Source organism: Streptomyces sp. NPDC050842 (genome assembly GCF_044456565.1).
In the GTDB taxonomy this organism is placed as follows: Bacteria; Actinomycetota; Actinomycetes; order Streptomycetales; family Streptomycetaceae; genus Streptomyces.
On the sequence record NZ_JBITGA010000001.1, the window covers coordinates 194,279 to 219,465 of the forward strand.

Sequence of the window (25,187 nt, forward strand, 5' to 3'; positions counted from 1 at the left end):
ACTCCCCCTCGAATCAGTGCGGACGGTGCGGGTGGGGTTCCTGGGACTGCCGGACGGGTATCCGGCCCCCGGCGGTGAGCGCCGCGAGGTAGGAGCGGAGCAGAGCGGTACGGGCCAGCGGGGCGACCAGGCCGACGTATCCGTCGGGCCGGACGAGCCGCAGGTCGTCGGGGTGACCGAGCCGCCGCGCCTCGGCGGCGTCCCAGGGCGTCACCGGGAGGACGCGGACCGGGGCCGGGAATCCGTCGCAGGCCTCCCGCAGGGCGTCGAGGACGCCGGCGTCGGCGCGCGCGGCGTGCAGGACCAGCGTCCACCGTTCGTACCCGAGCAGCGTGTGCAGCCGGACGGCCGCGGTGGCCCGGACGGTGGCCTCTCCGCCGTCCCCGGTGGTGAGGGCGACGTCCGGCATCCGGTCGCCCGCGCGCGGCCCGGCGCGGTGCCGGCGGCCGGGGCGGTGCAGGGACAGCGAGCTGTCCCTGTGGTTCCGGCCCAGGTCGCTCAGCCGCAGGTCCAGCCGGCGCTGGAAACCGCGCCGGGCGAGGGCCGCGGGCACGGTTGCGGTGAACGCCCGGTAGCCGAGCGGCGGGAGCGGCAGCTCCATGAAGTTGAACCGCATCTCGCGGATGTACCGGACCGCGAGGAGCCGTTGCTCGTCGCTGTACGTGTCGAGGAGCTCCTCGCTCGCCTGCCCGTGGTGCACGGCGGCCAGCTTCCAGGCGAGGTTGTGGGCTCCGAGGATGCCGACGTTCATGCCGTGGCCGCCGACCGGCGCCCAGGCGTGCGCCGCGTCCCCGGCGAGCAGTCCGCGTCCCGAGCGGAGCCGGGCGGCGACCCGGTCGCTGAAGCGGGCCCGGTTGAGCCAGAGGTGCTCGGTGGGCTCCAGGCGCAGACCGGGCATCAGGGCGGTCTCCGCGACCAGGTCCCGGAGTTCGCCGATGGTGGGGGCGGCGGTCAGGGTGGGGTCGGGATCGTCGCGGAAGCAGAAGAAGCGGAAGCCCCCGCCGGGCAGCGGGAAGACGAGCAGGGAGCGGTGCGGAGCCAGGAAGATGTGGCCCCGGCCGGGCTCCTCGCCGAGCCGCCAGGTCGGGTGGGCGTTGCCCTGGACGACCTGGAGGCCCGTGCGGCGGCGCCCCTCGAAGGGGATGCCCAGCCGGTCCCTGACCACGCCGGCGGTGCCCTCGCAGCCGACGATCCACGGGGCGGCCGCGGACTCCACCGTGCCGTCCCCGTCCCGCAGGGTGAACTCGGCCCGGTCGTCGTGGACCTTGACGTCCGTCAGCTCCGTGTTCCACTCGACCCGGGTGCCCAGCCGGGCCAGCTCCTCGGAGAGGAGGCGCTCGATGTCGTGCTGCTCGATGTTGAGGGGCCGGGCGTGGGCCGACCGCGTCCAGCCGGTGGTGAGTTCGCCGAGGGCCCTGTCACGGGCGTGGACGGTCACCGCCTCCAGCTCCACGCCGTGACACCGGAGCGTCTCGCCGACCCCCAGGGCGTCGAGCGCCTCCCGGGCTCGTGCCCACAGCACCAGGGCCCGCGCCTCGCGCTTGGTGGCGGGCGCCTTGTCGACGATCCGGACGCGGAGCCCGAGCCGCCGCAGGCCGATGGCCAGCGTGAGGCCGACCGGGCCCGCCCCGACCACGCACACGTCCGCGTCGCCGACGCCTTCTTCGGACCTCTCCCCGTCGACGTCTCCGTCCCTGCCCGTGTCCAACCGGGTCACCCCCCGCTCTCCGCTCGCCGTTCCCGGTGTTCAGCGTGCTTGCGGAAGATCACCTTCAACAGGGCGTGGACGAGGGCGCGAGGATCACTGCGACCTGGGGGGATGACTACCTGTGCATCATCTGGTCTGTTTGAGTGACGAGCGGTGGGATTCGGCCGTCTGTGCCGCTCCGGTGCCGTGGCCCGCCCGTGGTGATCCACGGCGACCTGGCCTGATCGAGACCCTTGGACGCGAGGTCGTCCTCCCCGAGTTGACAGCGGGACGCCTCCCGGGCCGGGGCGCGTGGCCAGTTCTGGACAGCCGTCACCCCGCCGCCGCGCGCTCCGCGCACTCCAGGAGCGTCGGGAGGGCCGCCTCCAAGGCCGCCGTGCCGTGGGCGTACGGCAGTCGGATCCGGTCCCGGAAGCCGTCCACCGGGGAGAAGGCCGACCCGGGGACGACCGAGACACCACGGCGCCGCGCCAGCTGGGCGAGGGTCTCGGTGTCGGCGCCCGGGGCACGTACCCAGAGGGCGGCGCCGCCCGTCGGCCGGGTCCACTCCCAGTGCGGAGCCCCGGCACGCAACAGTGCCTCGGCCGTGTCCCGTTGGGCCCGCAGTTCGGCCCTGCGCCGGGCCCGGGCCTCGGGCAGCCGGTCGAGCAGCCGGACCGCCACCAGCTGGTCCACGACCGAGCACGACAGGTCGACCGACGTCTTGATCTTCGCGAGCCGGGCGACCACCTGGGGGGAGGACCGCACCCAACCCACCCGCAGGCCGCCCCAGAAGAGCTTCGAGAGCGTGCCCACGGTCACGGTCGACGCCATGGGAAGCCCGGCGACAAGGGGCGCCGGGACGCCGGTGCCACAGCCCCCGCCCCCATCCCCGTCCGCGCCCCCGTCCCCGAAGGCGAGTTCCGCGCAGGCCGTGTCCTCTACGGTGAACAGCTCCAGGTCCTCCAGGACCCGCCGCCACTCCCGGCGCGCCGCGCCGTCCAGCGTCCGCCCGGTCGGGTTGTGCACGGTCGGCTGGAGGTACACCAGCCGGGGCCTGCCGTGCGCGCTCAGCCGCCGGAGCGCCGCCGCGCCGGAGCCGTCGCCCGCGTCGGTGCCGTCCGCGCCGACCGGTACCAGCCGGGCGCCCCGCGCCCGCAGCGCCTCCAAGGCGCCCCGGTACGTGGGGTCCTCCACGACGACCGTGTCGCCCGGCTCCACGAGCGCCTGCGCCACGAGCCACACCGCCTGCTGCGACCCCGCGGTCACCAGGATCTGCCCGGCCTCCGTCGGCACGCCCGCCGCCCGGTAGTACGCGGCGATGCCCTCCCGCAACGCCGGGATGCCGTACGGGTGGTAGCCGTCGGCCACCAGGAGTCCGCCCAGGTCGCCCGAGGTCAGCGCCCCCACCGCCTCGCCGACCGCGCCGAGCCCCGGCAGCGCCCCGCTCGACAGGTCGGCGACGCCCGCCGACCCCGTACCCGTACGGGCGTCGAAGCTCACGAGCCGGCCCTCGGCGACGTACCGGTCGAGCGCCCCCGAGCCCCGCAGTCGCGAGCCGCTGCCGCGCACGCTCTCCAGCCACCCCTCGGTCTCCAGGAGGCCGTACGCGGAGGTGACCGTGGACCGGCTGACGCCCAGGACGAGCGCCAGTTCGCGCTGCGAGGGCAGCACGGTCCCCGCCGGTACGTCCCCGCGCTCGGCCAGCTCCCGCAGCGCGTCCGCGAGACGGCGGGGAAGTGGCCCCGGCCCCTCGGAGGACCAGCCGGTGAGGAGTCGGGACAAACGGGTCGAAGCAATCCTGGCCATGGCCCCCATAGTGCGCCACGGCGCAGGCCAATACGCCCGGAGTGGTCGTTGTCGCCGCAGGTCGCGCGACGGAGCATCGACGAGAACGGGACCGGACCGCGGTACCGGACGCGGGACCGGGAGAAGGGTGGGGGCATGGCGACCGTCGTGCTGGTCGGGACGCTGGACACGAAGGGGGAGGAGTACGCCTGGCTGCGGGAGCGGCTCCGGGAGTACGGCAGCGACGTCCTCCTCGTCGACACCGGTGTCCTGCCGCCACCCGCGCACGCGCCCGTGCCCGACGTCTCCGCCGACGTCGTCGCGCGCGCCGCCGGCCACGACCTGGCCAGGCTGCGGGCCGCCGGAGACCGGGGCGCCGCCGTCACCGCGATGGCCCACGGCCTCACCCGTGTCGTCCTCGACCTCTACCGCAAGGGGAAGCTGCACGCCGTGCTCGCCGCGGCCGGCAGCGGCGGTTCCGCGATCGCCGCCCAGGCGATGCGGGCCCTGCCCATCGGCGTACCGAAGGTACTGGTCAGCACCATGGCCGGCGGGGACGTCTCCCCGTACGTCGACAGCAGCGACCTCACCATGATGTACAGCGTCGTCGACGTCTCCGGTCTCAACGCCGTCTCCTGCCAGGTCCTCGGCAACGCCGCCGCGGCCGCCGCGGGGATGGCCCGCCGTCACGAGCGGAACCACGACGAGCCGGCGGGTCGGGGGCGCCCGGTCGTCGCGGCCACCATGTTCGGCGTCACGACCCCCGCCGTCGACGCGGCCCGCGCCCGGCTCGCCGAACTGGGCTACGAGGTCCTCGTCTTCCACGCCACCGGCGCGGGCGGCCGGGCCGTCGAGAAGCTCGCGCGGGACGGCATGCTCGACGGCGTACTGGACCTGACGACGACGGAGCTCGCCGACGAGCTGGTCGGCGGCGTGCTCAGCGCCGGCCCCACCCGGCTCACCGCCGCCGGGGCCATGGGCATCCCGCAGGTCGTCGCCCCAGGAGCCCTCGACATGGTCAACTTCGGCCCGGCCGCGACCGTGCCGGAACGGTTCAGCGAGCGCCGGCTGCTCATCCACAACGCGACGGTGACCCTCATGCGCACCACCGCCGCCGAAATGGCCGAGCTCGGCACCACGATGGGCCGCAAGCTCCGCACCGCGCGCGGCCCCGCCGAGGTCTTCTGGCCGCTGCGCGGCATCTCCGCCGTGGACACGGCCGACGGCCCCTTCGCCGACCCCGAGGCCGACCGCGCCGGTCTCGACGCCCTGCGCGCGGCCGTCCGGGGCGGCGAGGTCCGCGTCCACGAGCTCGACGCGCACGTCAACGACGCCTCCTTCGCGGTCGCCATGGCCGACCGCCTCCACCGGTTGATCGCCGAGAGCAGCCACGGCGGCGCGGGCCACGGAACGGCCTGAGGACACCGGGCACCGAACGACACCCACACATCGAGGAGCCATCAAGTGAACACCGGATCCACCACCGTGAACACCGGTTCCACCGTCGGCCGCCAGGCCGTCCTCGCCCGGCTGCGCGCCCAGGTCGCCGCCGGCCGGCCGATCGTCGGCGCCGGGGCGGGCACCGGTCTCTCCGCCAAGTGCGCCGAGGCCGGCGGGGTCGACCTGCTGATCGTCTACAACTCGGGCCGCTACCGGATGGCGGGCCGCGGTTCGCTCGCCGGGCTCCTGCCGTACGGGGACGCCAACGCGATCGTCCAGGACATGGCGCGCGAGGTGCTGCCCGTGGTCCGTGACACGCCCGTCCTCGCCGGGGTCTGCGGCACCGACCCGTTCCGCCGCATGGACCTCTTCCTGGACGAGCTGAAGGCCATGGGCTTCGCGGGCGTGCAGAACTTCCCCACGGTCGGCCTGTACGACGGCACCTTCCGCGTCAACCTGGAGGAGACCGGCATGGGGTACGGCCTGGAGGTCGACATGGTCCGGGCCGCCCACGAGCGGGACCTGCTCACCGCCCCGTACGTCTTCGATCCGCAGCAGGCTGCCGACATGGCGGCGGCGGGCGCCGACGTCCTCGTGCCCCACGTGGGGCTCACCACCAAGGGCGCCATCGGCGCGGGCACGGCGATGACGCTCGACCAGGCGGCCGTGGCGGTCCAGGAGATGCACGACGCGGCCAAGCGCGTGAACCCCGACGTCCTGGTCCTCTGCCACGGCGGGCCCATCGCGGAGCCGGAGGACGCGCGCTACGTCCTGGAGCACACCACCGGGGTCGTCGGCTTCTTCGGGGCCTCGTCGATCGAGCGGCTGCCCACGGAGCGGGCCGTCACGGAGCAGACCCGCGCCTTCAAGTCCCTCACTCTCGGCTGACGGCCTCCCGCCACCGGACACCGACGACCGGCCCTCCGGCCACCGGCCGACGGGCCTGTCGGTGGTGTGCCGTACAACTGAGAGCGGGGAAAAAGCACGTCCGCACGACCGCGCGACCGACGTGCGACCGCACGAGGGGGACTGTACGTGGACACTTTCGCGGACCGGGGGTGCGTCGACCGCGCGCCCCTCGTCGGGCGAGCCAGGGAACTGGACCGACTGGAAGGGCTGCTGCGCTGCCGCAGGGAGGGCGCGGGCCCGGTGGCCGTGGACGTCACGGGCGAGCCCGGCATCGGCAAGACCCGGCTCCTGACCGAGTTCGCGATACGGGCCAGGGGGCGCGGAGTGACCGTCCTGTGCGGCCGGGCCGGAACCGCCGAAGCGGACGGCGGAACTCTCTTCCAGGCCGTCCTGGACGCCTTCGCCGACCTCGACCACCAGGAGCGCGCGGCCGCCCCGGCCCTGGCCGAACTCGCCCGACTCGTCGAGCACGGTGGGCTGATGGGCGAGGAGGCCGGGGCAGATCCGCGGGACGCCCGGCGCCCGGGGCATCGGGGGAGTACGGGCACGGGCTCGCCGGCGGCGGCGGACGCGGCGGACGCGGCCACGACCGAGGGTGTCCCCGAGGCGGCGGCACGCGGTAGCGCGGTGGCGAGTGCGCCCGGCGGGCAGGGACACGGCGAACGCGTGCGGCGAATCGGTGCCGCGCTGGGCCGCGTTCCGGCGCCCGGGCTCGTCCTCCTCCTCGACGACCTCCACCGGGCGGACCCGGCCACCGTCGCCCTCGTCGACCATCTCCTCCGGCACCCCCTGCGCGCTCCCGTCCTGGTCGTCGTGGCCCGACGCGAGCTTCAGACCCCGCCGGCCCTCGCCTCCTGCCTCGCCCGGGCCGCCGACACCGGCGCCCTCGCCCGGCTGGACGTCGGACCGCTGGCACCGGACGACTGCGCCGAGGGCCTCGCCCCCGGGGTGCCGTCGGACACGGTCCGGGAGCTCCACACGGCCAGCGGCGGCAACCCGCTCTACTTCCGCGCGCTCGCCCACACCCGCGGGCGGCACGGCGGGGCGCCCGGCACCGGACCGGTGGCGGTCCTCCTCGACGAACTGACGCCGCTCGGCCCGGTGGAGAGGGCCGTCGTGGAGGCGATCGCCGTACTCGACGGTCGCGCCACGACCGAACTGGTCGCGGCCGTGGCCACCGATCGCCGAGGCGGGGACGTCGCGGATGTCGGGGACGGCCAGGACGGGATCGACGCCGCGCTGCGCGCCCTGGCCCGCTGTGACCTCGTCCGGCCCGACCAGGACGGCCGAACCCTCGGCCCCCGCCACCCGGCCCTCCCGGAGCTGGTCCGGGGCGCCCTCGACCCGTGGCGCCGCCGCGAACTGCACCGGCGGGCGGCGGCCGCACTCGCCCGGGCCGGCGCACCCGCGACCGCCCGGGCCCCCCACCTCGTGGGCGCCGCGGCCGGCCCGGACGCGGAGACCGCGGCCGTCCTCGTCGCGGCCGCCGAGCGGACCGGGACCGTCGACCCCGCGCGCGCCGCCCACTGGCTCGCGGCCGCCCTCGACCACCTCCCCGACGCTCCCGAACACCGCGCCGACCGCCACGAACTGATGCTCCGCCGGGCCCAGGCGCTCGGCTCGGCGGGCCGCGTCGCGGAGAGCCGGGACCTCCTGCACCGACTGATCGACATGTGCCGCCCGGACCCCGCTCGTACCGAGGACGCAGGAGACGCAGCGGGCCCAGAGGACCCCACGGCCACAGAGGGCGCAGAGGACAGGGCCGGGATCCGGACCTCCGCCGTCCTCCTCTGCGCGTTCATGGAGCGCCACCTCGGCCGCTACCCCGAGGCCGACGCGCTCCTCCGCCGCGAACTGGAGCGCAGCCCCGGCCCCCGGGCCGGCCTGCGGACCGCGCTCGTCGTCGAGTGGGGCGCCCGGGCCCTCTTCGCCACCCGCTACCCCGAGGTCCGCGGGGAGGTCGCCCGGACCCTCGACGACGCGCGGCGCCGCCGCGACGAGGCCGACACGGCGGAGGCCCTGACGCTCTCCGCGCTCGGCGAGGCGTACGAGGGCGAGACGACCACCGCCCGCGCCCGCGCGACGGAGGCCGCGGCGCTCACCGACGCCTTCACGGACGGCGAACTGGCCGACCACGTCGAGTCGCTGGTGCGCCTGGGCTGGACCGAGGCCTTCCTGGAGGAGTACGGAGCGGCCGAGCGCCACACCGTGCGGGGCATCGCGGTGGCCCGCCGCGCCGGACGGCCCTTCGCGCTCTCGCAGCTCCTCCTCTGTTCGGCGTACGTCCACTTCGTCACGGGCAGGGTCGGTGCCGCGCTCGACCTGGCCGAGGAGTCCCTCACCGTCGCGCACCCCCTGGGCGGCGCCGAACTCCTCGGCTTCAGCCGGGCGATCCGCGCGACCGTCCTCCTCCACGCCCGGCCCCTCGGCGACCCCGAGGGACTGGCCGCCGCGGAGGAGGCCGCGGCCACCGTGGGCACCGCCCAGGGCTGGTGGGCCACGCAGGCCCGCTGCATGCTCGCCCACAGCGTCCCGCTCGGCCAGGACCCGCACCGGGTGCGGGGGGCGCTCCTGCGGGCGGGCGGCGACCGGGACCTGTCCCGGCTCCAGCCCTCCCTGCGCCCGGGCTATCTGGAACTCCTCGCCGGGGCGGCCCTCGTGGCCGGAGACCTCCCGGAGGCCGAGCGCGTGGCCCGGCGCGCCCTCACGGAGGCGGCACTGCTCGGCCTGCCCGTCCAGCGGGGGGCCGCCCATCGCGCGTGGGGGCGGGTGCTGGCCCACCGGGGCGAATCGGCGGCCGCCGCCGAGGCCTTCACCGAGGCCGCGAGGGAGAGCGCCCGCTCCGGGGCCGGGCTCCGCGAGGCCCACAGCCTGCTCCTCGCCGCCCCGCACGTACAGGCCGCGGGTGACGGAGCCCGGGCCGCCGCACTCTGGCGCAGGGGCCGCCGCCTGGCGGCCGACGGCGGCGCCCTCATGCTGGTCGACCTGGCCGACCGGACCAGACCGGCGCCTCCGGACGGCGGCGCGCCCGGCGGACGGCTCGCCGTGCTCACCCCGCGCGAGCGCGAGATATCGGTCCTCGTCGCCGAAGGGCTGACGAACCAGGCGGTGGCCGACCGGCTCTGCCTGAGTCCCCGCACGGTCGAGAGCCATGTCGCCCGGGTCTACCGGAAGACGGGTGTGGAGACCCGGGCGGGCCTCGCCTCCCTGGTCGTCAGGACCGGGGTGGGCGGAGGTCAGTTCTCGCGGGGATGAGTGGAGGTCACCCGGCCCTTCGTGTCGGCGTTGATGTAGGCCACGCCGTACGTGTCGGACAGGTAGATGCTCAGGCCGGCGCCGCTCCCGAGCAGCGTCGAGCCCGGGGTGACCACGAGGTACCGGCTGGTGGGCCGATCGATGCCCAGGTCCTTGTCGGCGCGCTTCAGGAGAGCGGGCAGGGAGTCCCAGTCGAAGGCGTTCAGGTCGGTGGGGACCGATCCGGGGAAGGCCGTACCGCCGGGTCCCTGGCGGACGGCCACGTCCTCGCCCCGGTAGATGTACCGGTCGTAGCGCTTCGTACTGCCCTTGACCAGTGACTGGGCCACGGCGTAGTCCGGGTACACGACGAAACCGGTGACCTTCGCGCCGTCCGTGGCGGCGTGGACCGCGGCGACGGCGGCCCTGATCCCGGCGGGCGTGAGCAGGTCGCGCTCTTTCGGGGCCGAGGTCTTCACCGGCGCCGTCGACGAGCGGGGACGCTGTGCGGCCGGCCCTTGCTGCGAGGGCGGAGCGCTGCTCGGGCCGTCGCCCGCCTCGCCGGGCCGCCAGTCCCAGGCCATCGCGCCGACGGGGATCCCGACGGCGAGGACCACGACGAGGGCGCTGCCGAAGAACCTGGCGGCGCGGCCTCTCCGGCGCACGCCGGCGGTGAGTCCCGCCGAGGTCGGCTCCGCGGCACCTACCGCACCCGCCGCAGCGGAGGGTACGGGTACGGGGCCGGGTTCGAGTCCGGGTACGGGCACGGGTACGGGTTCGAGTCCGGGTACGGGTACGGAAGGTGCCGTCTCGGGATGCGCGGACGACGCGGATGGCGGAGACGGGGGAGGCGACAGCCGGAACGAGGTCACCGTCGCCTCTCCGGCCGCTCCTTCGCCGCCCCTCTGCTCCTCGACGGCCTCGACACCCGCCGTGTCCTCGCCCGCCGGTTTCGCGTCCGCCGGTTCCGAGCCGGTCGCGGCAGCGGCGAGAAGGCGGTCGAGTTCCGCCGTGTCCGGGCGGGCGGTCGGATCCCGTACGAGCAGCCGGGTCAGGAGGTCCGTGAGTCCGCCGGCCCGCAGCGGCGGTGGCACGTCGTCGGAGAGCACCGCCGCCAGAGTCGCCAGGGTGTTCTCCCGGCGCAGCGGGTGGTGGCCCTCCACCGCCACGTACAGCAGCATGCCCAGGGACCACAGGTCGGCGGCGGGGCCGCTCGAACGGCCGCGGATCCGCTCGGGCGCCATGTAGTCGGGCGAGCCGATGATCGAACCCGAGGCCGTGAGGACGGTGGACTCGCGGATCGCGGCGATGCCGAAGTCGGTGAGGACCGGCCGTCCGTCCGGACGCAGCAGGACGTTGGCGGGCTTCACGTCACGGTGCTCGATGTCCCGCTCGTGGGCGGCCGTCAGGGCGGCGAGCAGGCGGTGCCCGAGCACGGCGGCGTCGGCGGGCGTCATCGGGCCCCGGTCGAGGCGGTCCTGGAGGGAGCCGCCGGTGACCAGTTCCATCACCAGCCACGGGTACGTGCCCTCGCCCGCGTCGACGATGTGATGGATCGTCACCACGCCCGGATGGTCGATCCGGGCCAGCGCCCGGGCCTCGCGGAGCACCCGCGCCCGCAGGGTCCGGGCGCCCTCGGCGTCGTATTCGGCCAGCGCGGGATCCGGCGGGCGTACCTCCTTGAGGGCCACGTCACGGTGGAGGGCCAGGTCGCGGGCGCGCCAGACCGTTCCCATGCCTCCGCCGCCGAGTCGCTCCACCAGCTCGAAGCGGCCGTCGATCACTCTGCTCACACGCACCCCTGTACTCGGGTTCTCGGTGCGGCGGCGGCCGGCGGGCCGCTCCCGCCCACGTCGCCGTACACGTTGATCTGGTAGTGCCCCGACGCTTCGTACGGATCCGGCGGCGACCACGGACCGGGACCGGAGCCGTCGTCCGTGTCGAGCGCGCCGGCGTCGACCCCGGCACCAGTGTCGACCCCGGCGCCGGAGTCCACGCCGGCTCCGGAGTCGACGTCGGCACCGGGGTCGAGAAGATCCGTCAGTTCTTCGCGGATCGACACGAGTTCGGCGCGCAGCCGGTCGTGTTCAGCCGGTCCCGGGGCTCCGGGCAGACCGCGCTGGGCCTCCCGAAGGGCCTCCTCCAGGACCACTTCGGCCCTGGCGGTGCCCCAGGCCGTGCGTACGTGCCGGGCACGAGCCCGCAGGGAGCGGGCCGCCGCGCCGTGATCGCCGACGGAACGCCACAGGTCGGCCGCGCGTTCGTAGGCCCGGGCCGCCTTCTCCGGAGCCCCGGCCGTACCGAGGGCGTGCGCGGCACGGTGGCTGAGGGCCGCGCCGTGGCGACGATCGGCCCGGAGCCGGGCCTCGGCCGCCGCGAGCGCGTACTGCCGTGCGGCCCGTTCGGGGTCGCCCAGCCGCAGCGCGCAGAAGGCGAGCCACGCCCTGGCCCGTACGCGAGCCGCCTCGTCCCCGTCCCGCGCCGGCCCGGCCAGGACCGCCTCCAGGACGGTGACGGCCTCCTGCCAGCGGCCGCGCGCCGCGTGGGCGGAGCCGAGGCGCAGCCGGGCCAGGACGCCCAGGCGAGGGTCCTCGCCGGAGTGGTCGGACAGGCGGACGGCCTCGGTGAGGAGCGACACCACCTCCGCGCCGCCCTCGCGGCTGTCGTGTCCGTCGAGCGTCCGCGCGAGGGCGAGGCGGAGGCGGGCCCGGTCGGCGGCCCGGAGCAGGGCGGTCTCTTCGCCGGAGACGACGGCGGTACGCAGCACCGTGGCCGCCTCCGCATGCGCCCCGGTGGCCCGGAGTACCCCGGCGAGCAGCAGCTGGGTCTCCGTCGGGGGCCAGGGCCGCCCCGAGGCGCCGTGGTCCGCGAGCGCCGCCCGCAGGTGGGTGAGGGCCACTGCCGGGTCGTCGGGCGCGGTGACCCGACCAAGCAGGGCGCGGGAGTCGGCGAGCGGGCCGAGGACGGCGGGGTCCGTCCGGTGCGGCGCGGCGAAGGCGACGAGCCGGACGAGGTCCTCGCGCAGCGCGGCGGCCTCGGCCGCCGGGTCGGGCGCGGTGTCGAGGAGATCGGCGCGGGCCCGGCAGCGCAGCAGGAGGACCGTCGCGGTCTGGGCGACGGTGGCCCGGCCGGCCTCGTGCAGGACGGCGGCCCGCTCGCAGAGGTCCGCGAGCCCCGCGCAGGCCGTCGCTCCCGGTTCGGGGCCGGTGGCGAGCGCCCGGGCACGTGAGATGAGCGCCTTGCCGGGCTGACCGGACCGTTCGTGGAGCTCGGCGGCGCGCGAGAAGAGGGTTTGGGCCGCGGGTCGCGCCCTGCCCCGGCAGTCGAGGGCGGTGGCGTCCAGCGCGTCGGCGTGGTCCCCGGGAGTGATGGCCCCGCCGGCGCGCCGCAGGGCCGTCGCGGCCCGCTCCCAGGCCCGGCCGGCCGCGGGGTGCCCGCCGGCCGCGGAGAGCCGCCGGGCCCGGTCGAGCAGGGTGTCGGGATCCTCCGGCCGGCCGCCGCCGGGCCCCCGGTCGTACGGACGCGCGTCGGACGGGAGGCTGGTCATGCGGGGTACTCCGGGGACGGGAGGCGGAACGGCGGCACAGGTGGATGCGCATACACGGAGGTCGCGACGACTCTCGCAGACGCCCGCCGCCCCGCACATCCGTAGAACTACGGAAGAACCGCGAAGCGCCGGGTACGGCCTCCCGATTCCCTCCCCCGGCGGCGGCCCGGAACCGGACGGCCGCACTGCGCAGAGCCCCCCGTCAACGACTCGGCTAGGGTGAATCGGTAGGGATTGCGCCCTCTGGGCCAGGCCGATGCGTAGGTCGATGCGTTGGAGACTCACCAGTCGTCGAGCAGGGTTCCGCAGCCGCCCCGTGCGGCCGTCGGGGACGCGGGCGTGCTCCGCGAGCTGCTGCCCATCGCCCTCTGGCGGGAGGACGCCGAGGGTCGCATCGTCGAATGGTCCCTCGCCGCCCAGGACCTGCTCGGCCATCGGCCCGAGCACGTGCTCGGGCGCCTCGCCGCACCGCTCCTCGTGCCGGACGCCAACCGCGATCTGGCCGCGAAACTGACCAAGCGCGTCCAGTCCGGCGAGACCATGGTCGGCACGCTCCCCGTCCGCCACCGCGACGGCCACACCGTCGCCATGGAGATGTGGATCGTGCCGGCCGCCGACCCGCAGGGGCGTTCCGGTGCCATGCTCATCGCCGTGGAGACCTCCGAGGTCCTGCGCATGCGGGAGAACCTCGCGGCGATGGAGAGCCTCTTCACCCAGTCGCCCATCGGCCTCGCCCTCCTCGGCCCCGACCTGCGCTTCCTCCGCGTCAACGACGCCCTCGCCCGGATGAACGGCGTACCGTCCGCCGCCCATGTCGGCCGCCGTCTCACCGAGGTCGTGCCCGGCGTCAACGCCACCGCGCTCGAATCCCTCATGCGCCAGGTCCTCGACAGCGGAACCGCCGTCGTCGACGCCCGCAGGGTCGGCCGCACGCCCGCCGACCCCGGCCGCGACCACATCTGGTCCTGCTCGTACGCACCCCTCAGCGACCGCGCCGAGGAACCCCTCGGCCTCATCGCCTCCCTCGTCGACATCACCGAGAGCCAGGAGGCGCACATCGAGGTCGAGCGGGCCCGGCACCGCTTCGCCCTGCTCGCCGAAGCCGGCGCCCGGATCGGCACGACCCTCGACCTGGAGCAGACGGCCGGCGAGGTGGTGAGCTTCCTCGTGCCCCAGCTCGCCGACTCCGCCGACGTACAGATGCTGGAATCGGTCCTCGAACCCGACGACCCGGCCGGCTCCACGCGCGGAGTGCTGCGCCGCCTCGCGGCCGGGTTCCCCGACCCGACGGCCCCCACGTCCCTGCTCACCGCGGGCCAGACCTTCCAGCTCCCGCTGGACTCCGTCTACGAACAGGTCGTCTCCCGCGGGAGACCCACGAACCTCTACACCTCCGACATCCCGGAGCTCTTCACCGACCCGCGCACCGAGGCGCTCCGCACCTACTTCGCGACCCGCATCGGCTCGGCGCGCCTGGTCCCCCTGGTGGCCAGGGGCCAGGTGCTCGGCGCGGTCACCGTGACGCGGCTGCGGACCCGGGAGCCCTTCGACGTACAGGACTGCGTCCTCATCGACGAGGTCGTGGCCCGCGCCGCCCTCAACATCGACAACGCCCGTCTCTACACCACACAGCGGGAAGCGGCCCTCACGCTCCAGCGCAGCCTCACCAACAGCGCGCTGCCCGCCGTCACCGGACTGGAACTCACCGGCCGCTATCTGCCGGCGAGCTCCCATGACGTCGGCGGCGACTGGTTCGACGTGATCGCCCTCCCCGGCGGCAGGACGGGCCTGGTCATCGGCGACGTCATGGGCCACGGCATCCACGCGGCGGCCGTCATGGGCCAACTGCGCACCGCCGTACGCACTCTGGCCCGCCACGACATCGCCCCGGCCCGGATGCTCAGCTCGCTCGACGCCGTCGTGGCCGACCTTGGCGAGGACGAGATGGCCACCTGCGTGTACGCGGTCCACGACCCGGCGACCGGGAGCTGGGTCATCGCCCGCGCCGGGCACCCGCCACCGGCGCTCGCCACCCCGGACGGCACCATCACCTTCCTCGAAGGCCCGCCCGGCACCCCGCTGGGCACCGGAGCCCACGACTTCGGTACGGAGGAGGTCGCCCTGCCCGAGGGCGGCCTGCTCGTCCTCTACACGGACGGCCTCATCGAGGCCCGCGACCGGGACCTCGACCAGGGGATGAGCCAGCTCGCCCGGGCGCTCCGGGACCTGGACCGGCCGCTGGACACCCTGTGCGACGAGGTCCTCGCACGGCTCCTCGGGGGACCGGCCCAGGACGACGTGGCGGTCCTCATGGCCCGTACGCGGACCAGGCGCTGAGGGAGCGAGCGGTCGGGAGGTCACGACGGCGAGGTCATCACGACGGCGAGGCTGTCACGGCGGCCAGGTCATCACGGCGTTCAGAGCGTCACGACGGCGAGGACCTCACGACGGCCAGGTCATCACGACGGCGAGGTCACGACGGCCAGGTCATCACGACGGCGAGGTCACGACGGCCAGGTCATCACGACGGCGAGGTCACGACGGCGAGGACCTCCCGGCGGTCAGAGCGTCACGACGGTCACCTCGGTCGCCTTGACCCCCGTCCAGACCGGCACCCCGTCCGCGAGACCCAGCTCGGCCGCCGCCTGCGGGGTGATCTCGGCGACGAGGTCCGGTGCGCGGTCGGACGTCACCAGGACCCGCAGCCGACTGCCGCTCGCGGTGATCTCCCGTACGGTTCCGGGCCAGACGTTACGGGGACTGCCGCCCGGCTTCTCGCGGTGCACGGCCACCGCCTCGGGCGCGATGATCGCGAGCGCCCGCGAGCCGGGCGGCGGCGGCTCGGCGGCGACCAGGGTGCCGCCCCCGTCGAGCGTGAGCCCTTCGGCGGTCGCGGCCCCCGGCCACGCGTTGCTGCCGAGCATCCGGGCGACCCACGGCGACCGGGGGTGGCGCGACACCTCGCCGGGGGACGCGTCCTGGAGGGTGCGCCCCTCCTCGAGGACGAGGACCCGGTCGGCGAGCGAGACGGCCTCCACGGGGTCGTGGGTCACGATCAGACAGACACCGCCGAACCCGGCGAGATGGCTGCGCAGGGTGTGCCGCACATGGGCACGGGTGGTCTGGTCGAGCGCGGCGAGCGGCTCGTCGAGGAGCAGCAGCCGGGGTCGGGCGGCCAGTGCGCGGGCGAGGGCGACCCGCTGGGCCTGGCCGCCGGAGAGCTGCGCGGGACGGCGGTGCGCCAGCTGCCCCACGCCGAGCCGGTCGAGCCAGGCCTGGGCGGCCCGCCGCGCCTCGGCGCGGGGAACGCCGTGAGCCCGCAGGCCGTACGCGGTGTTCGAGAGCGCGGACAGATGCGGGAACAGCGCGCCGTCCTGAGGCACCCAGGCCACCTGCCGCCGGTGCGGGGGCAGATCGGTGACGTCGGTGTCGCCGAGCCGCAGCGTGGCGTGGGCGCGGGGGGTGAGACCGAGGAGGGCCCGCAGCAGGGTGGTCTTGCCGGCGCCGTTGGGGCCGACGACGGCGATCGTGGTGCCGGGATCGGCGTCCAGGACCAGTTCGGTGAAGCCGCCGACCTCGGCCCGCAGCGCCCAGCGCCCGCCGTCCGGCTGCGGACCGGGTGCGGCGCCGGCCTCGGACGCGGAACCGGGGGCGGGACCGGGCTGAGCGGCGAGTCCGGGCTCGGCGGCGGGACCGGGCTCAGGGGCGGGTACGGTGCGCCGGGGCGACGCCGGCGCGCCCGTCCAGCGGCCGCGCAGGGCGACGAGTACGGCCATGGCGATGACGAGCAGCAGCAGTGACACGGAGGTCGCCGCCTCGGGCTCCTCCTGGAGCAGCAGGTACACCTGGAGCGGCAGGGTCTGGGTGGTGCCGGGCAGGTTTCCGGCGAAGGTGATGGTGGCGCCGAACTCGCCCAGCGCCCGTGCCCAGGTCAGCGCGGCGCCCGCGAGGAGCCCCGGCGCGACCATCGGCAGGGTGACGGTGAAGAACACCCGCACCGGAGAGGCACCGAGGGAGGCCGCCGTCTCCTCGTAACGGGGGCGCAGTCCGCCGAGCGCGCCCTCCAGGCTGATGACGAGGAACGGCATCGCCACGAAGGTCGCGGCGAGGACCGCGCCCGAGGTGTGGAAGGGGAGCGTGACGCCGAACGTGGACTCCAGCCAGGGCCCCAGGAGCCCGCGCCGCCCGAACGCGAGCAGCAGCGCCACACCGCCGACGGTCGGCGGCAGCACCATGGGCAGCAGGACGAGGGAGCGGACGATCGCCTTGCCGCGGAACGGCACCCGCGCGAGCAGCCAGGCCAGCGGGACCCCGAGCAGCAGCGACAGACCGAGCGCCCAGAAGGAGACGACCAGCGACAGCTTCAGGGCCTGCACGGTGCCGGGATCCGTCAGGTGCGCGCCGATGGCGCCCCACTCCGTACGGGCCAGGACGCCGACGAGGGGCAGGACCAGCAACGCCACGGCGAGCAGCGCGGGGACGACGAGGACGACGGGCGGGCGCGGGCCGTGACCTGAGGGGCGGGCGCGGAGTCGTTTCATCGGTGTTCCCTGGCAGCAGATGGAGGTGGGGGCTGTCCGTCCCCCCGGACGCGGACAGCCCCCACGGCGAGTCCGGGGCTCCGGCCGGTGCGGGAGACCGCGCGGCACCTCGGAAGACGGTGGATCAGGTGCGGTCGATGTGGACGCTGGTCGACTTCACCCGGGCGGTCGCCTGCATGCCGACCTCGAGCCCCAGCTCCTCGACCGCCTCGCGGGTGAGGAGGGACACGAGCCGGTGCGGGCCCGCCTGGATCTCGACCTGTGCGGCGATGTCGCCGAGCTTGACGGCGGTCACGATCCCGGGGAAGGCGTTCCGGGCGGACGTGTACGAGTCGTCCTCGTCGCCCGTGCCGCTCTGGGCGATCTCGATCGAGAAGGCGGCGAGGTCGCGGCCGTCGATGAGCCGCCGGCCGCTCTCGTCGCGCTGGGTCGCGACCCGGCCCGCGTCGGCCCAGCGTCGTGCGGTGTCGGGGCTGACGCCCAGGAGACGCGCCGCCTGCCCGATGGTGTAGGACTGCATATGCGCCACCGTAGGTCGTGCGGCTTCCTGTCTACAACGAACCGAGGCGTATCTCGGCGCATTCGCCAGTCTTGTTGGAGGAATCGACAAGGTGCGGGTGGGGTGCGTTCAGGCGGTGCCGGACCGGCGCCCGATCGCCTCGACCAGGGGCAGCAGCCGGTGCGGCACGCGCTCGCGCAGCGCGATCTCGGTCCGGGTGCGGACCACCCCCGGCAGCTGGATCAGCCGCTGGATGACATCCTCCAGGTGCCCGGCGTCCCGGGCCACCACCCGGGTCAGCAGATCCCCGCCGCCGGTGATCGAGAAGGCCTCCACGATCTCCGGGACGCCCGCGAGGGCGTCACCGACCTCGTCGAGATGGCCCTGCGTCACCTCGACGTGGACGAAGGCGAGCACGGGGTGCCCCAGGGCGGCGGGGGAGAGGACGGGGCCGGTCGCCGTGATCACCCCGTCCCGCTCCAGACGGTCGATCCGCGCCTGCACGGTGCCCCGCGCCACGCCCAGGATCCGTGCGTACTCGCGCACGCTCGTACGTGGCCGCTCGATGAGGAGCCGCAGGACGCGGGTGTCGAGTTCGTCCACCGCCATGGCCGGTCGGCCTCCTTCGCTCCCACGGTCCGGACGTCGGGATCTCGACTTTACCCAGGCCGTGGCCTGCGCCGATGCCCCGACGGGCCCACCTCGCCCGGATGACTTCCGCCCCAGGGCGAGTCGGCGGTCAGAGCCAGCCGTTGCGGCGGAAGCCCCGGTGGATGACGACGCAGGCCGTGGCGATGACGCCGAGGACCAGCGGATAGCCGTAGGTCCAGCGGAGCTCGGGCATGTGGTCGAAGTTCATGCCGTAGACGCCGCACACCATGGTGGGGACGGCGACGATCGCGGCCCAGGCGGTGATCTTGCGCATGTCCTCGTTCTGGGCGACCGTCACCTGCGCGAGATGGGCCTGGAGGATCGAGTCGAGGAGCGCGTCGAACGACGTGACCTGCTCCGCGACCCGGGCGAGATGGTCGGTCACGTCGCGGAAGTACGCCCTGATGTCAGGGTCGATCAGCGGCATCGGGTGGGTGGCGAGGTGCTGGAGCGGCCGGGCCAGCGGCGTCACGGCCCGCTTGAGTTCGAGGAGTTCGCGCTTGAGCTGGTAGATCCGCCCGGCGTCCCGCCGGTCCGCCTGCTCGGAGAAGACCGCGCTCTCGATCGCGTCGAGGTCGTCCTGCACGGCGTCCGCGACGGCGAGGTAGTCGTCCACCACGTGGTCCGCCATCGCGTGCAGCACGGCGGAGGGCCCCTTCGCCAGCTGCTCGGGCAGGTCCTCCAGGGCCTCGCGCAGCGGGCCGAGGGAGCCGTGGCCGCCGTGCCGGATCGTGATGACGAAGTCGGGCCCGACGAAGGCCATCAGCTCGCCCGAGTCCACGACCTCGCTGGTGGCGGTGAGTTCCTCGTGCTCGACGTAGCGGACGGTCTTGAAGACGGCGAAGAGCACGCCGTCGTACTCCTCCACCTTGGGCCGCTGATGGGCGTTGACCGCGTCCTCCACGGCCAGCGGGTGCAGCCCGAAGAGCTCGGCGAGCCCCGTGAACTCCTTCTCGTCCGGCTCGTGCAGACCGATCCAGACGAACCCGTCGCCGGCCTTGCGGACCTGTCGCAGGGCCTCCTCGGCCGACCCGCGCCCGCTGCGCCGTACGCCGTCGATGTAGACCACGCAGTTGACGACCGCGCTGCCGAGCGGGGAGCGGGCCGGGTGGCTCAGGTCCACGGCACGCCGGTACGTCAGACGGACGGCTCTGCGCAGACGCTGGATCATGGACACGACGTGCTCCTTCGGCGGATCGACGCGCCAGTCTGCCACCGGCGGCGACGCATCCGCGAGTGCCCACCGAGCGGAGGGCCCCTCTAGAGGGCCACGAGGTCCGTGGGGTCGGTGTTGGCGCCGCAGAGGATCACGCAGACCGTCTCGCCGGGCGCCGGGCGGTAGCCGGCGTCGAGGGCGTCCGCATCGGGGTGGATCACGGCGGCCAGGGCGGTGGCGGCGGCGTGCTCGACGGCGAGCCGACGGTCGTCCCACAGGGCCTGCCGGGCGCGGACGATCGCGGCGTCGGGGACGAGGACGGAGCGGACGCCGTCCTGCTGGGCCGCGCGCACGGCGGTGGCGGAGGCGCGCCGGGCGCCGAGGGAGTCGGCGGCGACGGAGTCGACGGTGACGTCGACCGGCCGCCCGGCCTGGACGGCCGCGTCGAGGGCGCGGCAGTTCTCCGGTTCGACGGCGACGGTACGGATGCCGTGGTGCCCGGCCGCGGTCGCGACCCCGGCGAAGAGACCGCCGCCGCCGACCGCGACGACGACGGTGTCGAGACCGGGGACCTGGCGGCGGATCTCGTCGAGCAGGGTGCCCGCTCCGGCGGCGATCAGCGGATGGTCGTACGCGTGCGAGGCGAGCGCCCCGGTCGTCCGGGCGAACTCCTCGCAGGCGGCGAGGGCCTCGGCGTACTCCGTACCGACCAGGCGGACGTCCGCGCCGTACCGGCGGAGGCGTGCCACCTTCACCCGGGGCGCGGTGGTCGGCAGGAAGACGGTGGCGGGGACGCCCTGCCGGGCGGCGGCCCAGGCGCAGGCGAGACCGGCGTTCCCGCCGGAGGCGATCGTGACACCGGCGTCGGGGAGGGTGCCGGCCTCGCGGTGCGCGAGCAGGAAGTTCTGCGCGCCGCGCGCCTTGAACGAGCCGGTGTGCTGCATCAGCTCCAGCGCGAGATGCACCCCGCCGGGCTCCGTCGGCCCGGCGAGGGCGACGGGCCTGACATGGCCGGCGACGCGGTCGGCGGCGGTCGTGATGTCGCCGTAGACGAGGGTGTGCACCTGGGGCTCCCGGGGGTGATCGGCCGGGGCGCTCGGCGACCCCGCTGCACGTCCCCCGAACCTACCGCGACGCCCCACCACCCAGCGCATCCGCCCAGGCTCGGCCGGCGCATCGGCCCAGGTTCCGGCCGGCGCACCCGCCCGGGCTCCGGCCGGGGCGGGCCGGGCTCCGGTCAGGGCGGCTGGCCGGGCTCTCGCCGCCCGGGCGAGAGCGGGGCCGGGGCCGTCCCGACGCCCGGACGCGGTCCGCTGTCACACCCGCGCCACTCGCCTCCAGCCTGTAGCGTCACGCCGGTCGCCCCTCGTCACTCGTCACGGTGGATCCGGTCCGTGCGGCAGGCGGGCCCCGGCCAGGCTCGGGCAGCGTGAGCCCCATGAACACCCGCCGAGCGATGGTCGCTCTCCTCGCCGCGCTCCTCACCAGCGGATGCGTGGCCGTCCCCGAGGCCCCGACCCCGAGCGCACCGGCCCGGCCCGCCGAGCTCGCCCCCGCTGCCGAACGTCGGCCCTCCGCGCTCCCGGCATGGCCGGAACCCACCCAGGCCCCGCCCCGGGAGAACCTCGCCGCCACCGAGCCGCGCCCCGGCCGCCCGCCCGCGAAGGCCGTCCCCGCGGAGCGTGCGCCGACCACGGACCGCACGGCCCCGGCGCCTCCCGCAAGGCCCGTACGCCGTGCGGCACCGACGAAGACGCCGGGTGCGACGACGGAGCGGCGGACGCCGAAGCCGGCCGAGAGGCCCGCCCGGAGGACCGGCCCGAGCCCGAAGCCCCGCTATTCCGCCGAACAGCCTGCCCCGCGTCCACGTCCGCAGCAGCCGGTGACCGCTCAGGCCCCCGAGATGCGCCGGCTCTGCCGACAGGCCCAGGAGATCGGCGCCCCGATGGGCGCCGCGGACCTGTGCCGCGGCATGTACGGACGCTGACCCTGGCCTCGAAAGACGGCGGTCGGGGTCAGACCTGGGAGGCAGGACTCCGTACCGGCGCCCCGGTAGGTGTGGGCGGTGTCGCCGTCGAAGGCGGCGGTCTGACCCGTCCCGGCCTGATGGCCACGGGAACCCCGGCCGCCTGGGCGGCCGGGGTCCCTGGGGTGGTGGGCGTCAGCGGGTGGTGAGGAGGCGCCGCCAGGTGGCGGGGCCGGTGATGCCGTCGGCGGTCAGGTGCCGGCCGCGCTGGAAGGCGCGTACGGCGGTGGTCGTCGCGTTGCCGTAGCGGCCGTCCGTGGCGATACGGGCTCCGTGGCGGCGCAGCTGGGCCTGGAGGGCCTTGACGGAGTCGCCGTGCGCGCCGGCGCGGAGCGTGGGGGCGAGGCGCTGCCAGGTGGCGGGGCCGAGGACCCCGTCGGCGGCGAGGCGGTGCTTGCGCTGGAAGACCTTCACCGCCTGGGCGGTGGCCGGTCCGTACCGTCCGTCGGCGCCGATCCGCAGCAGCTGCTGGGCGGTGGTCACGGCGTGTCCGCGCGAGCCGGTGCGGAGCGTGGGCCAGGCGCGGTCGGCCGGCGTGGTCGAGCCGGAGCCGCTGCCCTTGTACTTGATGTCCCAGTGGTTGCTTTCCCGGAGGTACTCGACGCTGCCCGCCGCCCACGTGGCGGAGCCGATCTTGCGGGCGTGCTGCGGGATGTAGCGGTTGACGCAGGGGTTGAGGGCGACGTCGACCTTGTAGCCCTTGCCGTGGGTGTACGTGCCCGCGGTCTTGTGCGGCGGGATCTCCGCGGCGCCGGTGATGACGATCGCGCAGCGGCTGGCGCGCCGCAGGGCGACGACTCCGTCGACGGTCGTCCTGCGGATGCCCTGGAAGCTGGTGCAGCCGTTCCTGTTCTTGTCCTCGCACCGGCCGCTGGACCGCCAGGTGATGCCGGCCGCGCGCAGCTTGGCCTTGGCCTGGGCCGGCGTGTAGTAGGCGGAGGAGGCGGCCGTGGGAGCCGCGGTCGTGGTCCTCGTCGCGGCCGTGGTCTCGGCGGCGGCCCCGAGCACGACGGTCGCGGCCGTCGCGACGGCGACCGCGAGGCGGGTCCAGCGGGCGGAGAAGGGGCGCGTTCCGGTCATGGCGGGTGCTCCTTGGATGGTCGTCAGTGGGGCGGGGTCGGGGTGGTGCGCGGCGGGGCGGGTCATCCGCGGGACGTCGCGAGCAGCGCCCGCCAGGTCGAGGGGCTCGCCACGCCGTCGGGGGTCAGCCGGTGCCCGCGCTGGAAGTCCCGTACCGCCCGGGCGGTCTCCGGGCCGTAGCGGCCGTCCGCCGTCACCCGGTGTCCGCAGGCGGCCAGTTGGTGCTGCACGGCGCGTACGGCACCGCCGCTGTCGCCGGTGCGTACGGTCCGGACGAGCGCCGCCCAGGTGCGCGGGCCCACGACGCCGTCGGCGCGGAGCCGGTGCCGGCCCTGGAAGCCCCGTACCGCATGGGTCGTCGCCGGGCCGAAGCGGCCGTCGGCGCGGATCCCTAGCAGCGACTGGGCGGTGCGCACGTCCGGGCCGTGCCGGCCGGCGCGGACCGTCGGCCAGTCGACGGACGGGTGTGGAGCCGGTGTCGGGGCGGGGGAGCCGGCCGGCAGGTGGGCCATGGCCATGAGCCGGGCCCGGGTGCCGGCGTACACGTCACGGTCGACAGCCGTCGGGATGCCGGGCACCCGCCCGCTCTCCGTGTGCTGCCAGAACGTCCACCCGGGCGCGGCCCCCGGCACCGGCTGAGGCTCCTTGGCGCCGCTGCCGTAACGGGCCAGCCAGAGCGGATGGCCCGCGAAGACGCGACCGTCGCCGTGCATGCACTCCTTCACGAAGGAGGCCCGGGTGTAGACGATCGGCGTCACCCGGAACTCGGCCCGTACGCGACGCAGGAACGCACCGATCTGGTCGGCGCGCAGCGCCGGCGGGCACACCTCCCTGCCGCCGCGCCGCACCTTCTCCACGTCCAGGACCGGCGGCAGTTCCCCCGGCCGCGTACCGGTGTATCCGGCCGCCCGGACGGTGCGGACGAAGTGCTCGGCCTGGGCCAGTCCGTCGCGCGGGCCGCGCGGGTCGAAGAAGTGGTACGGGGCGCGCGCCAGGGACGTGGCCGAGACGGCCTTCCAGTCGGCGGCGAACCAGGCGTCCTCGCCGGTGGTGTGCTGCGTGGCCTTGAGGAAGGCGAACGACTCCGAGGCGGCGACCTTCCGCCAGTCGATGCGGGCGGTCTCCCCGGCGTCAGGGGTGGCGTGGTTGTAGTGGCTGGTGTCCACTCCGGTGACCCGGTACGAGGACGGTTCGGCGGCCGCGGCCGGGACGACGTGCACGGCGGCGGTCAGGACGCCCGCGAGGGCGAGACCGGTCGCGGTGAGTCGGGACGTGCGCATGAGAACTCCTATTCGGTGAGATCGGCGAGCCGGGCGAGTTCGGCGCAGGCGGCCGCGTCAGGCGCCGCGCGGGCTGACGTAGCCGGAGATGCGGTGCGAGCGGGTCTTCGCCGTGCGGGGGTCGATGTTCTTGCGGAAGGTGACCTTGTTCCGGTAGTTGCCGTCGACGGTGTCGATGCGTCCGTCGGCGTGGACGGCGACGACGATCCCGACGTGACCGCCGGTCTGCGCGGCGGGCTTGCCCCAGACGACGATGTCGCCCGGCTTCGGGTGGGTGGCGTGGAAGAGGCCGTTGCGCCGGCCCCACAGGCCGACCTCCCGCGCCACGAGGGTCTTCGGTACGGCCGCCGACGGGACCCCGGCCTTGCGCCAGGTCCACGAGACGAACGCGGCGCACCAGGCCGTACGCGCGCAGTCCTTGAGGTACGCGCGGCAGCCGGACGGCTCGGAGACGCCGATCTGGCCCCGGGCCGTGTTCACGATCCGCTTCCGCAGCGCGGAGACGTCGCCGGAGGGCCGGCCGGGCGCAGGGGTGCGGGGCCCGGCGAGGAGCGCCGCCCAGGTGCGGGGCCCTGCCACGCCGTCGGCGGACAGGCCGCGGGCCCGCTGGACCGCCCGGACCGCCGAGCCCGTACCGGCGCCGAACACGCCGTCCACGACGATCCGGTGGCCTTCCTGTCCGAGCTGCCGCTGGAGCGCCCGGACCGCCCGGCCCTTGCTGCCGGGCCGCAGGGTGACGGCGAGAGCGGTCCAGGTACGCGAGCCGACGACGCCGTCCGCGGCCAGCCGGCGGGACTTCTGGAAGTCCTTCACGGCACGGGTCGTCGCCGACCCGAACACGCCGTCCGCGGTCACCGGCCGGCCGGCAGCGGCCAGCAGGTCCTGGGCGGTGGCGACGTCCACGCCCCGTGCCCCCTGCCGGAGCGCCGGCGAGGTGGCGGTGACGGTGGCGGTCCGGGCGGCGGGCGCCGTGTCCGTGAAGGAGGCGACGGCCGCCGCGGGGGCGAGCATCGCACCGGTGAGAGCGGCGGTCACGGCGGCGCGGGAGAGGGTGCGGAGGAAGGTGCTGGGCGCGGTGCGGGAGTAGGTGCCGGGCAGTGTCACGGGATGCTCCTCGGTGTCGTCTCCCTCCGCAGCGGGGCACGGAAAGGCACGCCGTGGCACGGCGAGGCAGCCCGTGGGGGCGGTGGAGGGAGGGATGTGCGGTGGCTCTGTCGGCGACCGCTGCTCGAAGCTTGCACCGCTGGGGTGGCGACCCTCTACCCTGCGCTGGGGGTCGTCCCATACATCGCTGATGCACGGTCAATACACGGCCCTGACCAGCTGTTTCGCGCGCGTGCATGCATAGG

17 protein-coding genes are annotated in these 25,187 nt (G+C 75.4%); 5 read left to right on the top strand and 12 right to left on the bottom strand.

Annotated elements, in window-relative coordinates; genetic code table 11:
* Positions 1-13: 13 nt before the first annotated feature.
* Together ACIBG6_RS00925 and ACIBG6_RS00930 are read right to left on the bottom strand one after the other, a co-directional pair.
* Complete coding sequence (locus tag ACIBG6_RS00925; RefSeq protein WP_399220330.1) at positions 14-1,717, bottom strand: FAD-dependent monooxygenase; 1,704 nt, start codon at positions 1,715-1,717, stop codon at positions 14-16.
* Positions 1,718-2,020: 303 nt separating this feature from the next.
* Positions 2,021-3,496: a PLP-dependent aminotransferase family protein gene (locus ACIBG6_RS00930; RefSeq protein ID WP_399220331.1), complete on the bottom strand. Its 1,476-nt coding sequence runs from the start codon at positions 3,494-3,496 to the stop codon at positions 2,021-2,023.
* 135 nt (positions 3,497-3,631) lie between these two features.
* Here ACIBG6_RS00930 and ACIBG6_RS00935 point away from each other — a divergent pair, with 135 nt between their 5' ends.
* The 3 genes from ACIBG6_RS00935 to ACIBG6_RS00945 all read left to right on the top strand — a co-directional run bounded on the left by ACIBG6_RS00935 (position 3,632) and on the right by ACIBG6_RS00945 (position 9,079).
* On the top strand, positions 3,632-4,894 hold the full coding sequence (locus tag ACIBG6_RS00935; protein ID WP_399220332.1) for a Tm-1-like ATP-binding domain-containing protein: 1,263 nt from the start codon (positions 3,632-3,634) through the stop codon (positions 4,892-4,894).
* A 45-nt stretch (positions 4,895-4,939) separates the two neighbouring features.
* Positions 4,940-5,803 (top strand): phosphoenolpyruvate hydrolase family protein, encoded by an 864-nt coding sequence (locus ACIBG6_RS00940; RefSeq protein ID WP_399220333.1) that lies wholly within the window; start codon positions 4,940-4,942, stop codon positions 5,801-5,803.
* Between the two features lie 147 nt (positions 5,804-5,950).
* Positions 5,951-9,079: an AAA family ATPase gene (locus ACIBG6_RS00945; RefSeq protein ID WP_399220335.1), complete on the top strand. Its 3,129-nt coding sequence runs from the start codon at positions 5,951-5,953 to the stop codon at positions 9,077-9,079.
* Here the strand turns inward: ACIBG6_RS00945 and ACIBG6_RS00950 are convergent.
* Positions 9,061-10,851 (bottom strand): protein kinase, encoded by a 1,791-nt coding sequence (locus ACIBG6_RS00950; RefSeq protein ID WP_399220336.1) that lies wholly within the window; start codon positions 10,849-10,851, stop codon positions 9,061-9,063. The genes ACIBG6_RS00945 and ACIBG6_RS00950 overlap by 19 nt on opposite strands.
* Complete coding sequence (locus ACIBG6_RS00955; protein ID WP_399220337.1) at positions 10,848-12,605, bottom strand: hypothetical protein; 1,758 nt, start codon at positions 12,603-12,605, stop codon at positions 10,848-10,850. Before ACIBG6_RS00955 ends, ACIBG6_RS00950 begins: the two co-directional genes overlap by 4 nt.
* A 273-nt stretch (positions 12,606-12,878) precedes the next feature.
* On the opposite strand from ACIBG6_RS00955, the gene ACIBG6_RS00960 reads away from it, so the two are divergent.
* Positions 12,879-14,942: a SpoIIE family protein phosphatase gene (locus ACIBG6_RS00960; protein ID WP_399220338.1), complete on the top strand. Its 2,064-nt coding sequence runs from the start codon at positions 12,879-12,881 to the stop codon at positions 14,940-14,942.
* A 224-nt stretch (positions 14,943-15,166) separates the two neighbouring features.
* Here ACIBG6_RS00960 and ACIBG6_RS00965 read toward each other — a convergent pair whose 3' ends face one another.
* The 5 genes from ACIBG6_RS00965 to ACIBG6_RS00985 form a co-directional block, all read right to left on the bottom strand.
* Entirely contained in the window at positions 15,167-17,146 is a 1,980-nt protein-coding gene (locus tag ACIBG6_RS00965) for an ABC transporter permease (RefSeq protein WP_399220340.1), read from the bottom strand.
* Positions 17,147-17,270: 124 nt separating this feature from the next.
* Positions 17,271-17,666 (bottom strand): molybdopterin-binding protein, encoded by a 396-nt coding sequence (locus tag ACIBG6_RS00970; protein WP_399220342.1) that lies wholly within the window; start codon positions 17,664-17,666, stop codon positions 17,271-17,273.
* Positions 17,667-17,774: 108 nt separating this feature from the next.
* Positions 17,775-18,254 carry an Lrp/AsnC family transcriptional regulator gene (locus ACIBG6_RS00975; protein WP_399220343.1) on the bottom strand — a complete coding sequence of 160 codons (480 nt, stop codon included), beginning with the start codon at positions 18,252-18,254 and terminating at the stop codon, positions 17,775-17,777.
* Positions 18,255-18,384: 130 nt separating this feature from the next.
* Positions 18,385-19,467 carry a magnesium and cobalt transport protein CorA gene (locus ACIBG6_RS00980; protein ID WP_399221145.1) on the bottom strand — a complete coding sequence of 361 codons (1,083 nt, stop codon included), beginning with the start codon at positions 19,465-19,467 and terminating at the stop codon, positions 18,385-18,387.
* Between the two features lie 89 nt (positions 19,468-19,556).
* The gene (locus ACIBG6_RS00985) at positions 19,557-20,516 is read right to left on the bottom strand and encodes a serine/threonine dehydratase (protein ID WP_399220345.1); all 960 of its coding nucleotides are present in this window, start codon (positions 20,514-20,516) and stop codon (positions 19,557-19,559) included.
* Between the two features lie 374 nt (positions 20,517-20,890).
* Between ACIBG6_RS00985 and ACIBG6_RS00990 the strand changes: the two genes are divergently transcribed.
* On the top strand, positions 20,891-21,439 hold the full coding sequence (locus tag ACIBG6_RS00990; protein ID WP_399220346.1) for a hypothetical protein: 549 nt from the start codon (positions 20,891-20,893) through the stop codon (positions 21,437-21,439).
* A 174-nt stretch (positions 21,440-21,613) separates the two neighbouring features.
* On the opposite strand, the gene ACIBG6_RS00995 is transcribed toward ACIBG6_RS00990, so the two are convergent.
* The 3 genes from ACIBG6_RS00995 to ACIBG6_RS01005 form a co-directional block, all read right to left on the bottom strand.
* Complete coding sequence (locus ACIBG6_RS00995; protein WP_399220347.1) at positions 21,614-22,558, bottom strand: peptidoglycan-binding protein; 945 nt, start codon at positions 22,556-22,558, stop codon at positions 21,614-21,616.
* Positions 22,559-22,620: 62 nt separating this feature from the next.
* Positions 22,621-23,838 carry a peptidoglycan-binding protein gene (locus ACIBG6_RS01000; protein ID WP_399220349.1) on the bottom strand — a complete coding sequence of 406 codons (1,218 nt, stop codon included), beginning with the start codon at positions 23,836-23,838 and terminating at the stop codon, positions 22,621-22,623.
* A gap of 57 nt (positions 23,839-23,895) precedes the next feature.
* Positions 23,896-24,942: a peptidoglycan-binding protein gene (locus ACIBG6_RS01005; RefSeq protein WP_399220350.1), complete on the bottom strand. Its 1,047-nt coding sequence runs from the start codon at positions 24,940-24,942 to the stop codon at positions 23,896-23,898.
* Positions 24,943-25,187 lie beyond the last annotated feature (245 nt).